This window comes from Wolbachia endosymbiont (group B) of Melanostoma mellinum (genome assembly GCF_947251465.1).
GTDB lineage: Bacteria > Pseudomonadota > Alphaproteobacteria > Rickettsiales > Anaplasmataceae > Wolbachia.
In genome coordinates this window covers 477,384-492,109 of record NZ_OX366366.1, presented here as the reverse complement: position 1 = coordinate 492,109, position 14,726 = coordinate 477,384, and the positions used below count along the sequence as shown (strand labels likewise).

Sequence of the window (14,726 nt, the reverse complement as noted above, 5' to 3'; positions counted from 1 at the left end):
ATTTTTAGCCCTTCATAAATAGCTTCTCAATTCTGTCTATTTCTTTCTTCAATATTTCAGTGATCTCCTTACTGTTTTTCGCATAATCCATTGCTGTCATTCCAAATTTATCCGCTTGTTCTATTTCTCCTCCAGCCTTCACTAATTCTTTCACTATCTCTTTTTCGCCTATCATGCATGCAAGGTGCAGCGGTGTGCATTTATTTCCATATTCTTCCGCATTTACATTCCCTCCTGATTTTATCAATTCCCTCACGATTTCTAGACGTTTCTCCGTTACCGCTAGATGCAGTGCTGTATATCCTTCTACATCTACTGCATTTACATTCGCTCCTTTTTCAACTAATAAACTCACTGTTTTTGCTTCTACTGCATAATGCAGTTCCTTCTCGTCTCTTGCATAAATATTTTCATGTGAGTTCTCTAATAATTCTTCTGCTGACTTATTAAATTTGCCAAACTTTAACATAATCCACCTCACCTTTTCTTTGACCTTTTTTTTTAAGCTTTCCTTCTCACCACCTCATCTATCATTTCATTCACTTTGCTTATTATCTTGCTTGCTAAATTTTGACATTCTTCCTTTATTAGTGATTTGTCTCTCTTCCTTATTTCTTCTATCTCTATTATTTTTAACTCTGGTAAATAACTCCCATTCAACATGTCTGCTATTTCTCCCACTAGCCTCTCTATTCCATAGCACGTCAGTTCTCTACTTTTTGTTACTCCACCTTTTTCTCTCAGAAATTTGCTCGCCTTTTCACTTTCTTTGCTATCACATAGGCAATACTTTTCACTTTCCCAAATGTAATACATTGGTGTTGCACCATATTTATTCAGTTGATTAACCTCAGCTCCTGCTTTTACTAGCTCTTTTATTATTTCAACTCCTCCTATTTTGCATGCAGAGTGGAGTGGCGTACATCCAGTGACATATTGAGTGGCATTTACTTCTGCTCCCGACCTTAGCAACACTTTTACATTTTCTAAGCTTTTTGCAAATACTGCACAGTGTAGAGGTGTATAACCATTTTTATCTCTTGCATTTACCTCTGCTCCTTTTTTTATTAATAATCTCACCGTTTTGTAATCAGAGATTTCTACTGCTTGATGCAAGATCGTCTCTCCTTCTTCATTTCTTTTATTAATATCGTTACTTGATACTTCTTTAAAAAACTTACTAAAAGATTCTTTGCTAAACTTCATACTTACCTCACAAAACTAGCTTTTCTAGCGCCAGACAAATTTCTTATATTTACCTGCCGCTATTCAAGTCATGTCCTTTTTGGCATGAGAAAGCAAGTCCTTTTCTTTTTATTTCATACATTTTAACCTATTATTAATATAATATATGAGGATCTAAATATAAGTACTTAACTTATTACAGATATCACTTGACTATTTTTCCAACTTCTGTGCAAATGTCGATGTTCGTGCCACTTCAGTACTCCTGGGTAAAATACTAAAATGTGCTTTTCTAACTCGTGTATTGAGTCTTTTTGCTCTAAATCATTTTTATAGTAAACGTTGTGTTCTGCTAAACCATATTTTGTAATCTTCTGATCTGTATAGTTTTCTATTTTGTAGTGGTGAGTAACGCTAAACCTTTCTAAAATTGGCTTGTGTTTTAAACTCCAATGTTGCCCTGAAAGTTTATCGTTTCCCAATACAAATTTATTTCCTTCTTCTTCTATTCTACCAACCGGAAAACAGCTATTTATTTCTCCTAATTTCCAGCTATCTGACAGTACAATCTGCGCTTTTGCAAATTTAATCGATGGTAATAAACTCTGTGGTAATGGATATAGTGCTTTTAAGTTGTACCACAAATGATCTCTTTCATAGATGCCTTTATAATCCCTTGTGTGAGGCTCGGTTTCTCCAAGGATTGCTACATCTAGGCGATATATATCATTGCTTAAAGCTCGTTCATAATGATCGCGTAGATAGTTTTCTATAATCCTAATAACTGGACCACTAGACCTGAAAAAATTTACTCTTCCAAACGATAACACTGGTCCATCTTTTTCTATTTTTACCCCTGAATAATCAGAAAGAAGATCTCCAAATAAACTCTCATCCAATATAAATCTCTGCACATTATAATAATCGTTAAAAATCCTCATTAGTCTGGATCTTACAGGCAGTGATAGTTTTGCCAGCTCTACTACTGCATCTACGAAGAAGTCATTTGGTACCTCTTTTATCCCTACTTGCAACTCAAAAAAGTGTTTACCGGGTGGCTCTTCAATAATTGTAATATCTTCTATATTTGCCCACTTTAGTGCTATTTTGAGTGATGCTGGGGTTCCACGTAGTCTTTGAAATTTTACTCCTTCTACTACGGCTTTTCTTCTATCTTTTACCCAACGCAGTATCTCTTCTAAACCATATTCTTCTATTATCCACGGCAATGTTTCTTCTTTAAGACTAAACTTAAATCCTCTGATACAGTTTGGATCTACTTTATAATCTATCGCATCTACCAATGCTTTTTCTTGTTTTGTTGCGTTTAGTGGCAATAGCATTTTAAATTTCGCAAATTTGCACACTCATTCCCCAGTACCACAACATCCTCTTTTGGCTCTATTAATTCCACATTTTCTACACCATCTACAAATAGATTCGCTATTATCCACGATCTTGTTACACTCCACCCTAATCTTTTTGCTAATTCAAACTTCTCAATAAACTGCTTCTTGATTTCCTCCTCTGATATTACAGGACTTATGCTCATTCTGCTGTGGATATCTATTTCCATAATATTGCAGCCAATTACTGTTACTGTATCGGTTAAAACCCTTATATCATCTCTAGTAACCTGCTTTTTTACAATTTCTAGTAACTCTTCTAACGCTATGCCAGTTTGTGTTGATAAGATTGAAATTTGTACTTTTCCTGGTATAGGTGATTCCACTAGTGCGTCTTTTACTCTACTATCTGCTGACAGTGCATGATATTTATAATATTCCTTACTTCCTCCTGTTGACCAACCTGCTATTTTTGCTTTTACCCTCTTTCTAAATCGTTCGTCATCTTCTTCTTTCTGCCTCTCTACTCCATAAAATTCAGCTAAATTACCAAGATCTTCTCCTGTTGCAAATTTTAGTAAATTACTTTTTACAGCTTCATTTATTCTTTCTCTGAGTAACAACTCTCTCCATGCTGCTACTTCTAATACCTTTATCGCTGGGTCACTTTCAATTAGTGCTGTAAAACTTTTATCTCGACTTATTAATTCTTCTTTCATCCGAGCAAAAATCTCTTCAAAGTTCAGTGGTTCGATAATATTTGGCTGCTGCATTTTTAAACAACTACTCCATTAATATTTATGAACTTACCTTCTGAAAGATAGACACCTTCTAAATTCAATGTTACTCTCCCTTCTTTTACTCCTTCAACTTTTACTTTTTCTAACTTAAATCTCTTTTCCCATTTTTCCAAAGCTTCTGCTGTTGCTGCATAGATTTCCATAGTTAAATCTCTACTGATTGGTTTATCCACTAATTCAAATAGCCTAGACCCATAATCTCTCCTCATGATTCTACTGTTTACTGGAGTGGTCAGTATATCAATTATCGACTGCTTTAAGTGCTCTATTCCTTCTAACGTCTTTCCTGTTTTAGCATCCATACCCTTCATTTCTATTTTGCAAAGACGCTTTCACTGCCTTTTATTACTTTAAACCCACATGAAACTATATCTCCTACTCTTCCTACACTAAGACCATTTGCAAACACTATTTTTGATCCTTGAATCATTACTTTTCCTTCACTAAAACTGTCTCCTTGCCTACATATTGACTTGCCGTTTACAAAAACATTATTACTTCCGCTAATGCAGAAATGTGGTATAGCTTTTCCACAATAGTCTCCTAACCTTACTATTCCTTTGTTCAATTTAAGTCGATCCTTTCTGCTTTCAGTTTTATTCCACTTTTTGTCATTTCTATGCTCGATTCCCCAGCTTTCAGTGTTATTTTGTCTACTACTTCAATCTCTAAATGATGTTTATCTTTATCGTATGACAACTTTGTTCCATCTTGAAATGTTAAGCTACTCACCTCTTTTTTATTTTCTGGTGCAGAGTACTTTTGTTGATATATTCCAGGAAGTACTACTCCTAAAGATAATTCTCCCAGCGGGGAAAGTATAACTACTTGCTCATCAATATCTGGCGGAGACCAATTTCTATCTTTTCCTGCTTTGCTTGTTATCCATGGCAACCAATCTGTTAAAAATTCTCCTATTTTAATTCTTACTTTTGCTTTTTCATAATCTACTTCTTTTACAAGCCCTATTCGTACAATGTTTGCTAATTTTCTTTGCAGCTCTGAAATAGCAAAATTACTCTCTAACATTTTCTCCTATTGTAATCGTATGTGGCTTAATCTTATTTTCTGTCCATATCGATTTACCTAAATGAAGCTGATGATTCCAATCAACCATCCACACCAAATATGCATCTAATTCGGGTCTAAATCCATCAGGCTCTGCAGAAAGAAATTCAGCCGGAGATACATTCTTTTTCCAGGTATTCTTGTTCACTACTCTTACTACTTCTGCTGCTAATGACCTTACAACTAACGAGGAATCCTCGACTGTTCCATCAACTACAACCCTTGCTTCAAATCTTGCTTTTAGCGCTAATTCTTCTGTTCCAGGATCTTTTCCCGATTCTAAACTCACAAGCTCTACAAATAACGCTGGCGCTATCAATTCTTTTCTTATTGCTGGATAAATTTCACATGTCTGTATAGACGGTATTTCTTCCTTCAGTGTGCTGCAAATTGTTTGATGTAAATCTGTCCAGAACTTTGTCATATCTTTAAAATATAGTTTAGCTCATGCTTAAAGTATTTCTCAAACACTCTCTCACTCTCATAATTAACAAGGTCTTTTATTATTCTTGAGCCTTCTGGTTCCAGCGGTAGTTTTACTTCCTTTATTGGCAATGCTGCTCTTCCTTCACGTTTAAACATACCGCTATTTCCTTTTGGCATAACTGCTGCAAATCCTCCTATAAACTCATACTTTCCTACTTTCGATCCTCTTCTTGTTTTTTGTATTTTGCCAATTGCCGATGCTCTAATGTCATAGAGATTTGCTCTAATTAACACTTCTAATCTGCTAGTTTTCGCCTTAAAAATTCTTAATCTCTTTCTTATCAAACTTTTCTTTTCCTCACTGATTTCCTTAGCTGCTTTTGATTTTAGCCATATTGCTGTTTTGTTCAGCGCTTTTATAGCTGCAAGTTTTATTTTCTGCTCTTTTCTTTCAATATTGCAGATTATTTCATTAATATTGTTACTAATCAAACACTTTCTATTGCCTCAATTTTCCATATTTCACTCGAAGAATCTTTTAACGGTGGTTCAAAAATCTTGTAGAACCTTTTTTCAATCTTGATATAATTACCTATGCTAAAGGAAGTAACGTCCTGATCACGTATTTCTATAGAAGCAATTTGCTGAGTTAATGCTCCATCTGCACCTAAAGAATACGTAGTATCGGGACGTTTAATTAGCACTTTCATTTTACGAATACTCTCCTTATTTTTATTACAATATATGGCTTCCACTCCTAGATGCTCAAAACAATCTTCCAATAATTTTCCTATATTCATCAACTAGAACTAATTTTTACCAAAACTGCCGGACGATGGCACATTGGCAATGGATTTGACTGCGTATGTAAATCTGTTCCTCTATCAAATCTTCTTGGCTCTTGTTTTGCATATAATGGCTGACCAAGCGTATTCACCGTCTCATTAAAGTCTGCTGGTGCAAAATATGTCGTAAACGTACTTGCTGTTCCTAGTGGAAAACAATGTCCTGTATCTCTTTCTATAAATCTTCTTACGGTTCCTTCAGGATCAGTTGCTTGCCCTCTATATTCCTCAAACGTTATTCCACAGAACGTAAATCCTGATCTCATATCGTTCCTTAATGCTGCTCCTTCTTGCCATCTCTCGTATGCTTCTTTTACTTTAGTATGAGAAGTAAGTGCATCAAAAAACTCAGGGCTTACTAAAGCATGAATTCCTGTCATATATTCACCACTTAGATTATCTTCTATATGCCGGAGTACTTCCATACACTTACGCTTTACATCAGTTGTTGCAGTTCCTAGTGCAAAATTTACTACTTTTGGTGTTATTTCAAATTCGTTGTACAGATTTAATAATTCTGACCCATCAGCATCTAAAATTATTCCTTTTAGCGCTCCCATTCGCAAATGCTCTAATGTTATTGCATGTTTGTTTCTCATTAGCTGCAAATGATCAGTTATTACATCTGCCAGCGCTTTAAGTTCACTCTCTGATCCAAATGCCCTTATTCCTTGTACTTCCTCTGGCAGCACTACATCATCATGCGGAATGTGCGGAATCGTAAATGTTCTTACCTTTCTTTTTCCTCTTTTTCCTACTGTTGCTGGTGCTCCTGGTATTTGTGTTGGTAATAAACTTAAAACTCCATTATGTTCTTCTATGGTGATATGTCTAAATCTTACTGACCTATTTGGAAACAAGTTTAAATTTTCAACACGTCCATAATTTATCGGCAATATATTCATCGCATTTGTTAGTGCCGTCATGCTAAATGCCGTATTTGTAAATGGATTTTGCATTTTTTCTTTTCCCCCTTTTGTATTTTTAATAGTTTTTTTAAGCTCCCTTGCGGATCTCGTGCTTCAAGTTGCTTTATTGCTTCAGCTTTCTGTTCTTCAGTGATATTTGCTGGCCACACAACTGCATGATCTGCTAGCATTGCACTGCGAGTGATAATTACTCCTTTCATATCAGAATCTTTGCTATGTATATCGGTTGTAATTACTCCTACTGCTGTTTGCGTACCGTCTGTTCCAGTGGGGTTCAGCACTCTAATAAAACCATCATCTGTCTTCTTGGCAACTACTGTACCAAGTTTAATATTTTGACCTTTCGCTACAGTTATTTGGTCTCTTGAATATAGACTTGATACCTCATACTTTAATAAGTCACCTAGATTATTTTGTTCAGTTATACATGTCATATTTTCTTTTCTCCTTTTTTTCCCTTTAGTTTACTGCCATGTTTGTAGTTGTTGTACCCGGCGGTTATAAAAATACTTTAAATACTTGATTGTGCTCTAGCTTTAGCTACTTGTATCATCAAATCTTCTGATGAATTTTGTGGTAAAGTGCTGAAAATTTTATCTTTTATTGTTCGCTCTGCTAGTAGTTCCATTAACACTTCCCTGGCTTGCTCAACACTTACGCTTTGCTCTATAAATTCTCCTATCTTTTCTGGCATCTTTGATATATTACATAATCTTATTATCTCTAAAATTTCTCTACGACAGTTCTCGTAGCCTTCCTCAGTTAACTCATTAGTTGTCATACTAACACTCCTACTTTTATGATTATTGATAAATTCAAAAAATGTTGTAACTCCATCTGCAACACCTATTTCTACTGCTTTCTCCCCAAAATATAGCCCTGCTTCCGTTGATTTGATTGCTTCTATAGAAAGATTTCTATTCCGTGCTATTAGCTGCAAAAACATTTCATATAGTCGGTCTACTTCTTTTTGTAAGCTTTCCAGACTTTCAGACGTCATTGGCTCATGTGGGTTTAAATCATTCTTTCGACTACCAGCAAAGATTGTGGTGTACTTAATACCTTGCTTTTCATCAAACCTACTTTGATCTATGTGACTTGCTATTACTCCAATACTTCCTACTCCTGAAGTTCTACTCACAAATACCTTTTCAGCGCTAGAGGCTATAGCGTACGCAGCAGAATATGCATCATCATTTGCTATTGCAATAATTCTCTTTTTTGCTCTTGATTCATAAATAAAATCAGCTAGGTCAAAGACACCGTTTACTTCCCCTCCTGGACTGTCTATGTCAAGTAGAATCGTCTCTATGCTTTTATCTTCTAAAGCACTCTCTATCTCTTCATGAATATTTTCATACGAAGTCATGTCTAAAATATGATCAAAAGCTTCTGTTTTTTTAGTCAAAACTCCATAAATACGTATTATTGCTATTCCTTTTGGGTTTATATGAAAATGCTTTAAATTCTTAAAGATAGGTTGTTTGCTGTTATATAATGATAGTAGTTCAAAGCTTCTTCTCTCTACCATTATTGGCTTATTTATCCACATCACCTTCCTTCCCTTTTATGGTTAATGTCACAATCGAAACAAAGTCCAAAAGAATTAGCACGCTTTTGATCTTCTGCTATTTCTTGGTCAATTTCTTCTACATCGTAACCCATTTCTGATACTACTTCTGATCGACTCTTAAATCCATTTCTTACTGCCATTTGCTGTGCTTGCTGATCTTTTAGTGGATCCACCCAATCAAATCCCTGTGGTATCCATTTTACTTCTTCTTTCGCTGCTTTTACTACTTTTTCATCTATACAGAGTTCTCCACAAAGTACTGCTAACTCTAGCCATCTACTCCATACTGGTCTGCAAAATTGAAATACTATAATGTTGTGTTGCAGCATAGCGCATCGACGACGAAACTCTATTAATCCCGCTCGAATGGATGAATAATTAACGCCTGTTAAATCTCCTGTTAGCTGCTCATATGTTATCCCTGTGCCTATTGCTATTGCCCTCAGTTGCTGTCTCATAAATGCTTCATAACTTCCTCCAACATCAGACGGCTCTGAAAATTTTATATCTTCTCCTGGATCTAAAAGTTGCATTGTTCCAGGTTCTAGGCCAGATAGTGCTACTCCTTGCTCACTTGCTTCACCTTCTCCCATGATATTTGCTTCAGGATCGAGCCTTGTAATAAACCCTGCAAACATCGCTGCAGTTTTCTTTCTCACCAGCTCTGCATCATCATATTGATCAAGCTCATAAAGCTTTAGCAGTATACTCGAAAGCCAAGGCTCACCTCTGATTTGCCCAGGTCTTAGTGGTCTATAAATATGTAAAACATCATTTGCTGGTACTCTTACTGATTCTCCAAATGAGCCTTCGCCTGGATGTTCTCTAAATAAGTAATATGCTTCTCTTTGCCCAAGCTTGTTAAACTCAATCCCGTTTCTTATTACATTACCATTTGCTAAAGTTTGATTTGTTTTATTGTCTAAATGTTCAGACTCAAGTACTTGCAGTTGTAGTGGTACAGAAAATCTATCTTCCAGCTTTCTCGTTCTTAAACGTACAAAACATTCTCCTCCCTCTATCATACTTCTGCATACTAGAGCTTGTAATCCATAAAAATCACTTATTCCACAGCTATCTGCTTCATCTGTCCATTTTAGCCATAATTCTTGCACCTTCTTTCGAAATTCTCCATCTCTTGCTTTTGATTGCGGTTTTATTCCTGTTCCAATAGAGTTACTTACTATTGTATCAATGATATTGGCTGCATATGGATTTTTTCTTACCATATCACGAGAGCGGCTACGCAAGTGCTCAAGGCTTTGAGAGAGTAAATTATTTATGCTTCCCGTTTCTCCTTGCCAATACATTACCCTTCTTCCTGATCCTGCTGCATCCCAGGCTGAGCTTTTGATTTTTGGCTTGCTAAATAGTTGTTTGAATGATTTTAGTAACATTACAAAACTCCCTTGTTAGTAGCAAAAATAATTTTCCTCTTCGGCTTCATTCCAACAATCTTTAGTTCAGCCTTAATACGTTGTCTTAAGCTTAGTAAATCATTTATATCTACTTCTGCATATCTCACCACATGGTCACCATATGCAATTGATACCACTCGCTCTCCGTTTTGCAGCTTCTTTATCGCTTCTTCAATTTGAACTAAATACTCTTCGTTATACATTTACTACTTGCTTCTAAGAAACTTCCCCTATCAGCTCATCTTTTTTTATCAGGATATAACCAAATTCATTGGCTTTTTTACCCAGATTCTTTACTACTCTTTCCTTATATAACTTTTCATAATAATCCATTCCTTTTTCTACATATTCTTGTCCACATTTCAGCATTTGATAAAAAATACATGCTAATTTTCTTGCTGTAGCAGTTATTGCTTTTGGTGCTCCCAATCGATTTTTCAATCTTCTACAGTACGCACCTAATGCACTTTTACTGTGCAACATAGAATAACCAGCAAGTCGAAAAGCATTTGCAGCACGGTTAATTACTTTACGAGTTCCACTTCTAATCACTCTTTCTCCTGTAATCCTATTAAATGGACATAATCCCAACCAAGAAGTAAAATGTTTTTCTGATGGCCATTTATTAGCATTAAGACCAACTTCTGAGAGGATGGTCTGTATATTTGATGTATTAAGCCCTGGAACTTTGGTGAAATCCATGCCAGTTATTCGATACAATTCTTCGTGTGCAGCAAAGTTTGGTTTGTTTCCTGCAGACCTCTTTACTTTACTGCATTGCTTATTTTCATTTGATCTTGTTTCAAGTGTTTTATAATAGTTTTCCATACTTTTATCACATTCTTTTATTTGCTCTTGAAAAAAAGTATATGCTTCGTATTCTTGCTTTAATGTAAACAAATGCTCTTCTCTATAGTCACCTGTTAGTGCTTTTGCTATGGTTGATCTGTCATTTTTTATTCGTCTATCACTCAATTCAGCCAATCTATTAGAGTTTCTTTCACCCGCAATTATTGCTTTAATGATTCGCATACCAGTTACACCTGTAATATCACTAATAACCTTGTGTAATTGAATGTTCATTTGAATTAATGCTTTTTGCATACGTTGAGTGTGTACAGCTGCACTTTTTATCAGGTTGTCATGTTGTCTATTATAACCACGTAGTACACAAATTTGGTTATCAGGCCTAAATGATCCTTGAAGTAACCCATAGCTATGTAATTGCTGTAACCACTGGCAATCTTGAACGTCTGATTTTCTTCCAGGTACATTTTTTACATGTCGTGCATTTACCAGTTTAACTTCGAATCCATATGATTCAAGTATTTGAAACAAAGGAATCCAATATACTCCTGTTGATTCCATGGCTATCGTTCTAACTTCACACTTTTTCAACCACTTTGCTAGGTTATGAAGATCTACTGTAAAGCACCCAAATTTTTGAACGCGTTGTTTATCTCTCCCTTCTGGTACGCATGCATAATGTACAGATGAACCAATATCAATCCCTGCTGCATTAGGATTCACTACTTCTAATTTACTTTTTGCTTTTGCCATATAAAATCCCTTATATATACCTTATAATGAAGAAGTGCTTTAGCTTGGGGAGGTTATATTACACAATCTTCTAAACGAGGTAGCTAAGAAGCTCCATCAATGGTTTGACCGTCCCTTCCAAAATCATACTGATCCACGGGCATTTATTGCACCATTGCGAACTCGATTATAACTGCAGAAGCACTTCTTCATAAAATTATATCCAAAAATTACTGCAATGTGCATTAGGACGTTTCTTTCTGGTTTAACAGATTTTGTCTGTTCCGGTGCTGATCCACTTACTTTTCACTATTTTCTTTGATTTTTTACTTTCTGGTTTTTCACTTAAACTATTCCATTTACTCTCTGGCCATCTGTCTACTCCCAGTGCTATTGATGCTGCTCTTGCGTAAATTCGGCAATCTAATACTTCATTTCTTTCTCTTACCTTTTGCCACTCTTGTTTGGTGTATCCTTTTACTACTTTGCTGACTAATTGCTCTGCCGTTAGCTGCTTAAAATATTCAGGTGCATACTCCGGAAAATGACAATATCCTGCTGGCACTTTCTCTTCTTCTTTCAAAATATTAAGTAATTGAAAAAGCTCTGACTTTAATATCGATACTCCTACTGGCCATAGCTTTATTCCTCTTTTTAGCTTTTGACCACCAACTGTTATATCTACTCTACTTGGGCTGCTAAGTGGTACTAGGGCTTTATTTACACCTTTCACTGCCATTACTCTTCCAGATCCTTGATGACCTCTTACCCAGTTGTATACTTCTTGTGTTGCATATCCTGCATCAACTGCCATCATGCTTATCATGTACTCAAGCCCATTTTCACCAATAAAATGATGATTTAAGAGCTCAGAGAGTTTTCCCCATACTTCTCCACCCCCAGTATCTCCTTCAAATACTCGGTAGTCTATTGACCAACTTTCACGGCTTTTTCCCCAGGCTACAACTTCTACTTCTAAGCGGTCTTTTTGGACATCAACACCTGCAGTAAGTACCACTTCTCCTTTTGGTACTGTGCCTATGGGAAAAAATTCTCTTCTGTTAAATAATTGCTTCCAGTCTGGTACTTCTCCTTTATCTACCCAAGTTTCTCCTAAAGTGGTATTTATCCAAACTTTTAGTAATTGTTCACTTTCTTTTGCATGGAGAAAGTCCTCTACTGCTTGTTGCCAACTATACCAGCCAACTGGACTATAAAGACTTGAAAGATGAAATCCTTTTTTCTCACCTTTTACTCTATTAGTAGGTCTCCATTCTCCACGGTCTAGCATCTCTGTCTTTTGATGATTTTCTATCTTTTCACCACATTCTATACATATATAGTGTGCTGTATTTGGATTTTTATCTTCCCATTTTATTTGTGACCATTTTAATATTTGGTAATAATTACAATACGGACAGGGAACAAAAAAGTACTGCTTATCTGTTGCTTCAAATTCTTTCTCAATTCTGCTTATTCCATGAATCGTTGGTGTTGATACTAAAAAAATCTTTCGCCGTGCAAATGTATTAGTACGGGCTATGCTGAGTAAAACTGGATCTCCTTCACCTCCTGAATCTCCTGGATAAGCATCTATTTCATCAAGAAAGAGGTATTTTACTGGCATAGACCTGAGACCCACACTACTGTTTGCTCCGGTTATTACTACTATTCCACCTGGAAATTCCTTACTTTGTACAGTATTTCCTGAATCTCTTGACCTTGGGTCTTTTACTTTACTTTTTAAACATGGTGTACTCTCTATTAACGGCGCAAATCTTCCTTTTGACCAACGTTTTCCCATTTCAACTGTTGGCTGTACTACCAGCATTGGACCTGGTGTTTGATCGATGATATAGCCTATCCAATTGTTACCAGCTTCTGTTCCCCCAATCTGCGCTCCCTTCATGAATACTACTTTTTCAGCCTGTGAAGAAGGAGATAGTGAATCCATGATTTCTTTTAAATAAGGAGTTCTTTCCGTTCTCCATTTTCCTGGCTCTGATGCTGCAGTTGCTGCTAAAACTCGATACTCATTCGCCCACTCTGATACTTTAAGCTCTGGATCTGGTTTTAAACCTTCAGAAAAAGATGTGGCGTATATCATTGTCTGCATCTACTCATAATTGGTTCTATCTCAATATTGTTAACAGTAGAGTTTATTCCTCCACACTCCTCCAATTCCATAAACATCTTTTTCTGAAATTCGTTTTCTATATATCTTTTGCTCATCTCACTTACCATTATTGCTATAACAAGCGCAAATACCCCTGTTATTGTTGCAAAAATGATTGCACTGCTTATTGTTGCTGCTGTTAAACCTATATATGCTGCCATTGCTACTGCGCTAACTGTAATACAGATGCAGATAATATTATTATGTTTTTTCATCCTTTTATCTGCTATTTCTCTCTGTGCTATATATTTATTATGAAGGGTTGGAAAATTAACAACGGTATCTCTGCAGAGTAACGCTCCATTTTTTTCATTAAATAAAACTTTAAGTAATTCTAAATTATTTGACTTGATTGCTAAATGCAAAACAGGTTTATAATTTGCTCCTTTTTTCAGCAATAACTTTACTACATGTAAATGCTCTTTTTCCGCAGCAAGGTAAATCGGTGATAAACCTTTATTATTTACAATATCAATATCGATTTCTTCCTTTAAAATTGCATCTACAAGCTCAATTTCTCCCGTTTGTACAGCTAAATGGAGTAGACTATTCTTTTCAGAACCGTACTTATTACTCATCAAAGCCTTCTTTATCTCAGGTTTAGCGTAATCAAATGGTGTCTTGCCCCTATCGTCTTTTACCAGAGGGTCTATATCTTCTCGCGTTAGTAAGACCTCTATTGTTTTAAGTCTTTCAGCGTAATGTAGAGGTGTTTTATTTTCGTAGTCTTGTAGATTCACTTGAGCATTAGGCTCCTTTATTAAGCATTTGAGGATATCCAAACACAAATCCCTTTCATCGTAATTAGTATTACTTACAGCTATATGAATAGGTGATAATTTCATCGAGTTTTGTCCTACACGTGCGCTATTTACATCTGCTCCTAGCTCCAGTAATAACTTTACTATCTCTAATTTTTTGTTGTTAACTGCATAGTGCATCGGTGTCTGATTTCGTGCATCAAAAACCTCGATTTCAGCATTTCCTTCTCTTACTAAAATCTTTACAACTTCTACATGTCCAATACCAGCTGCCAAATGTAATGGTGTATGAAATATTGCATTGCGCGAATTAATATCAATGCCTCTATTTATTAGGTACCTTACAGCATTTACCTCACCCACCATTGCAGCTAAATGAAGTAAGCTATCTTGTTCTGATCCGTATTTATTATTAATTAGCGCTTTTAATATTTCTGCTTTTTTCCCTTCTTTGGCGTAATCAAGAGATGTTTTACCATCATTATCTTCCACAAAAGGATTAATATTCTTTTTCGTAAGCAGCAGATCCACCATGCTTAATTCGTCAAATTCTATAGCGCAATGTAGTGGTGTCTTTCCATTTAATCCTCTAACATTAACATCTAATCCAGGTTGATTAATGAGACACTTTATTAATTCTAAACTTAAGTGAGCAGACAT

17 protein-coding genes and 1 pseudogene are annotated in these 14,726 nt (G+C 35.8%); all 18 read right to left on the bottom strand.

Annotated elements, in window-relative coordinates; translation table 11 throughout:
• Nucleotides 1-4: 4 nt before the first annotated feature.
• The gene (locus tag OPR42_RS02110) at nucleotides 5-469 is read right to left on the bottom strand and encodes an ankyrin repeat domain-containing protein (RefSeq protein ID WP_264375436.1); all 465 of its coding nucleotides are present in this window, start codon (nucleotides 467-469) and stop codon (nucleotides 5-7) included.
• A gap of 32 nt (nucleotides 470-501) precedes the next feature.
• The gene (locus OPR42_RS02105; protein ID WP_264375435.1) at nucleotides 502-1,206 is read right to left on the bottom strand and encodes an ankyrin repeat domain-containing protein; all 705 of its coding nucleotides are present in this window, start codon (nucleotides 1,204-1,206) and stop codon (nucleotides 502-504) included.
• Nucleotides 1,207-1,373: 167 nt separating this feature from the next.
• The gene (locus OPR42_RS02100; RefSeq protein WP_265041673.1) at nucleotides 1,374-2,528 is read right to left on the bottom strand and encodes a phage tail protein; all 1,155 of its coding nucleotides are present in this window, start codon (nucleotides 2,526-2,528) and stop codon (nucleotides 1,374-1,376) included.
• Nucleotides 2,513-3,304: a baseplate assembly protein gene (locus OPR42_RS02095; RefSeq protein ID WP_265041672.1), complete on the bottom strand. Its 792-nt coding sequence runs from the start codon at nucleotides 3,302-3,304 to the stop codon at nucleotides 2,513-2,515. Before OPR42_RS02095 ends, OPR42_RS02100 begins: the two co-directional genes overlap by 16 nt.
• Nucleotides 3,305-3,306: 2 nt before the next feature.
• Nucleotides 3,307-3,642: a GPW/gp25 family protein gene (locus OPR42_RS02090; RefSeq protein WP_264375260.1), complete on the bottom strand. Its 336-nt coding sequence runs from the start codon at nucleotides 3,640-3,642 to the stop codon at nucleotides 3,307-3,309.
• Nucleotides 3,643-3,644: 2 nt separating this feature from the next.
• Nucleotides 3,645-3,899 carry a PAAR domain-containing protein gene (locus OPR42_RS02085; RefSeq protein ID WP_264375431.1) on the bottom strand — a complete coding sequence of 85 codons (255 nt, stop codon included), beginning with the start codon at nucleotides 3,897-3,899 and terminating at the stop codon, nucleotides 3,645-3,647.
• Complete coding sequence (locus tag OPR42_RS02080) at nucleotides 3,896-4,360, bottom strand: phage baseplate assembly protein V (protein ID WP_264375430.1); 465 nt, start codon at nucleotides 4,358-4,360, stop codon at nucleotides 3,896-3,898. The genes OPR42_RS02085 and OPR42_RS02080 overlap by 4 nt, the downstream gene beginning before the upstream one ends.
• Nucleotides 4,347-4,823: a hypothetical protein gene (locus OPR42_RS02075; RefSeq protein ID WP_265041671.1), complete on the bottom strand. Its 477-nt coding sequence runs from the start codon at nucleotides 4,821-4,823 to the stop codon at nucleotides 4,347-4,349. The genes OPR42_RS02080 and OPR42_RS02075 overlap by 14 nt, the downstream gene beginning before the upstream one ends.
• Complete coding sequence (locus OPR42_RS02070; protein ID WP_406848675.1) at nucleotides 4,820-5,317, bottom strand: phage tail protein; 498 nt, start codon at nucleotides 5,315-5,317, stop codon at nucleotides 4,820-4,822. Before OPR42_RS02070 ends, OPR42_RS02075 begins: the two co-directional genes overlap by 4 nt.
• Entirely contained in the window at nucleotides 5,314-5,625 is a 312-nt protein-coding gene (locus tag OPR42_RS02065; protein ID WP_264375743.1) for a head-tail joining protein, read from the bottom strand. Before OPR42_RS02065 ends, OPR42_RS02070 begins: the two co-directional genes overlap by 4 nt.
• Nucleotides 5,625-6,629 (bottom strand): major capsid protein, encoded by a 1,005-nt coding sequence (locus OPR42_RS02060; protein WP_265041669.1) that lies wholly within the window; start codon nucleotides 6,627-6,629, stop codon nucleotides 5,625-5,627. The genes OPR42_RS02065 and OPR42_RS02060 overlap by 1 nt, the downstream gene beginning before the upstream one ends.
• Before the next feature lie 56 nt (nucleotides 6,630-6,685).
• A pseudogene (locus tag OPR42_RS02055) lies at nucleotides 6,686-7,033 on the bottom strand (head decoration protein); the annotation flags it as partial.
• A 77-nt stretch (nucleotides 7,034-7,110) separates the two neighbouring features.
• Nucleotides 7,111-8,151: a S49 family peptidase gene (locus OPR42_RS02050; protein WP_265041668.1), complete on the bottom strand. Its 1,041-nt coding sequence runs from the start codon at nucleotides 8,149-8,151 to the stop codon at nucleotides 7,111-7,113.
• Entirely contained in the window at nucleotides 8,151-9,569 is a 1,419-nt protein-coding gene (locus OPR42_RS02045) for a phage portal protein (protein WP_265041665.1), read from the bottom strand. Before OPR42_RS02045 ends, OPR42_RS02050 begins: the two co-directional genes overlap by 1 nt.
• Nucleotides 9,569-9,793, bottom strand: coding sequence for a gpW family head-tail joining protein (locus OPR42_RS02040; protein WP_187297528.1), 225 nt, complete (start codon nucleotides 9,791-9,793; stop codon nucleotides 9,569-9,571). Before OPR42_RS02040 ends, OPR42_RS02045 begins: the two co-directional genes overlap by 1 nt.
• 13 nt (nucleotides 9,794-9,806) lie before the next feature.
• Entirely contained in the window at nucleotides 9,807-11,150 is a 1,344-nt protein-coding gene (locus OPR42_RS02035; protein WP_262986668.1) for an IS110 family RNA-guided transposase, read from the bottom strand.
• A 244-nt stretch (nucleotides 11,151-11,394) separates the two neighbouring features.
• On the bottom strand, nucleotides 11,395-13,236 hold the full coding sequence (locus OPR42_RS02030) for a phage terminase large subunit family protein (protein ID WP_265041663.1): 1,842 nt from the start codon (nucleotides 13,234-13,236) through the stop codon (nucleotides 11,395-11,397).
• Entirely contained in the window at nucleotides 13,233-14,726 is a 1,494-nt protein-coding gene (locus tag OPR42_RS02025) for an ankyrin repeat domain-containing protein (RefSeq protein ID WP_265041661.1), read from the bottom strand. The genes OPR42_RS02030 and OPR42_RS02025 overlap by 4 nt, the downstream gene beginning before the upstream one ends.

What these genes read in the sequence shown, in the direction of transcription:
- OPR42_RS02110 (WP_264375436.1), bottom strand. Translation starts at nt 469, where the DNA reads ATGTTAAAGTTTGGCAAATTTAATAAGTCAGCAGAAGAATTATTAGAG.
- OPR42_RS02105 (WP_264375435.1), bottom strand. Translation starts at nt 1,206, where the DNA reads ATGAAGTTTAGCAAAGAATCTTTTAGTAAGTTTTTTAAAGAAGTATCA.
- OPR42_RS02100 (WP_265041673.1), bottom strand. Translation starts at nt 2,528, where the DNA reads ATGCTATTGCCACTAAACGCAACAAAACAAGAAAAAGCATTGGTAGAT.
- OPR42_RS02095 (WP_265041672.1), bottom strand. Translation starts at nt 3,304, where the DNA reads ATGCAGCAGCCAAATATTATCGAACCACTGAACTTTGAAGAGATTTTT.
- OPR42_RS02090 (WP_264375260.1), bottom strand. Translation starts at nt 3,642, where the DNA reads ATGAAGGGTATGGATGCTAAAACAGGAAAGACGTTAGAAGGAATAGAG.
- OPR42_RS02080 (WP_264375430.1), bottom strand. Translation starts at nt 4,360, where the DNA reads ATGTTAGAGAGTAATTTTGCTATTTCAGAGCTGCAAAGAAAATTAGCA.
- OPR42_RS02075 (WP_265041671.1), bottom strand. Translation starts at nt 4,823, where the DNA reads ATGACAAAGTTCTGGACAGATTTACATCAAACAATTTGCAGCACACTG.
- OPR42_RS02065 (WP_264375743.1), bottom strand. Translation starts at nt 5,625, where the DNA reads ATGAATATAGGAAAATTATTGGAAGATTGTTTTGAGCATCTAGGAGTG.
- OPR42_RS02060 (WP_265041669.1), bottom strand. Translation starts at nt 6,629, where the DNA reads ATGCAAAATCCATTTACAAATACGGCATTTAGCATGACGGCACTAACA.
- OPR42_RS02050 (WP_265041668.1), bottom strand. Translation starts at nt 8,151, where the DNA reads ATGTGGATAAATAAGCCAATAATGGTAGAGAGAAGAAGCTTTGAACTA.
- OPR42_RS02045 (WP_265041665.1), bottom strand. Translation starts at nt 9,569, where the DNA reads ATGTTACTAAAATCATTCAAACAACTATTTAGCAAGCCAAAAATCAAA.
- OPR42_RS02040 (WP_187297528.1), bottom strand. Translation starts at nt 9,793, where the DNA reads ATGTATAACGAAGAGTATTTAGTTCAAATTGAAGAAGCGATAAAGAAG.
- OPR42_RS02035 (WP_262986668.1), bottom strand. Translation starts at nt 11,150, where the DNA reads ATGGCAAAAGCAAAAAGTAAATTAGAAGTAGTGAATCCTAATGCAGCA.
- OPR42_RS02030 (WP_265041663.1), bottom strand. Translation starts at nt 13,236, where the DNA reads ATGATATACGCCACATCTTTTTCTGAAGGTTTAAAACCAGATCCAGAG.
- OPR42_RS02025 (WP_265041661.1), bottom strand. Translation starts at nt 14,726, where the DNA reads ATGTCTGCTCACTTAAGTTTAGAATTAATAAAGTGTCTCATTAATCAA.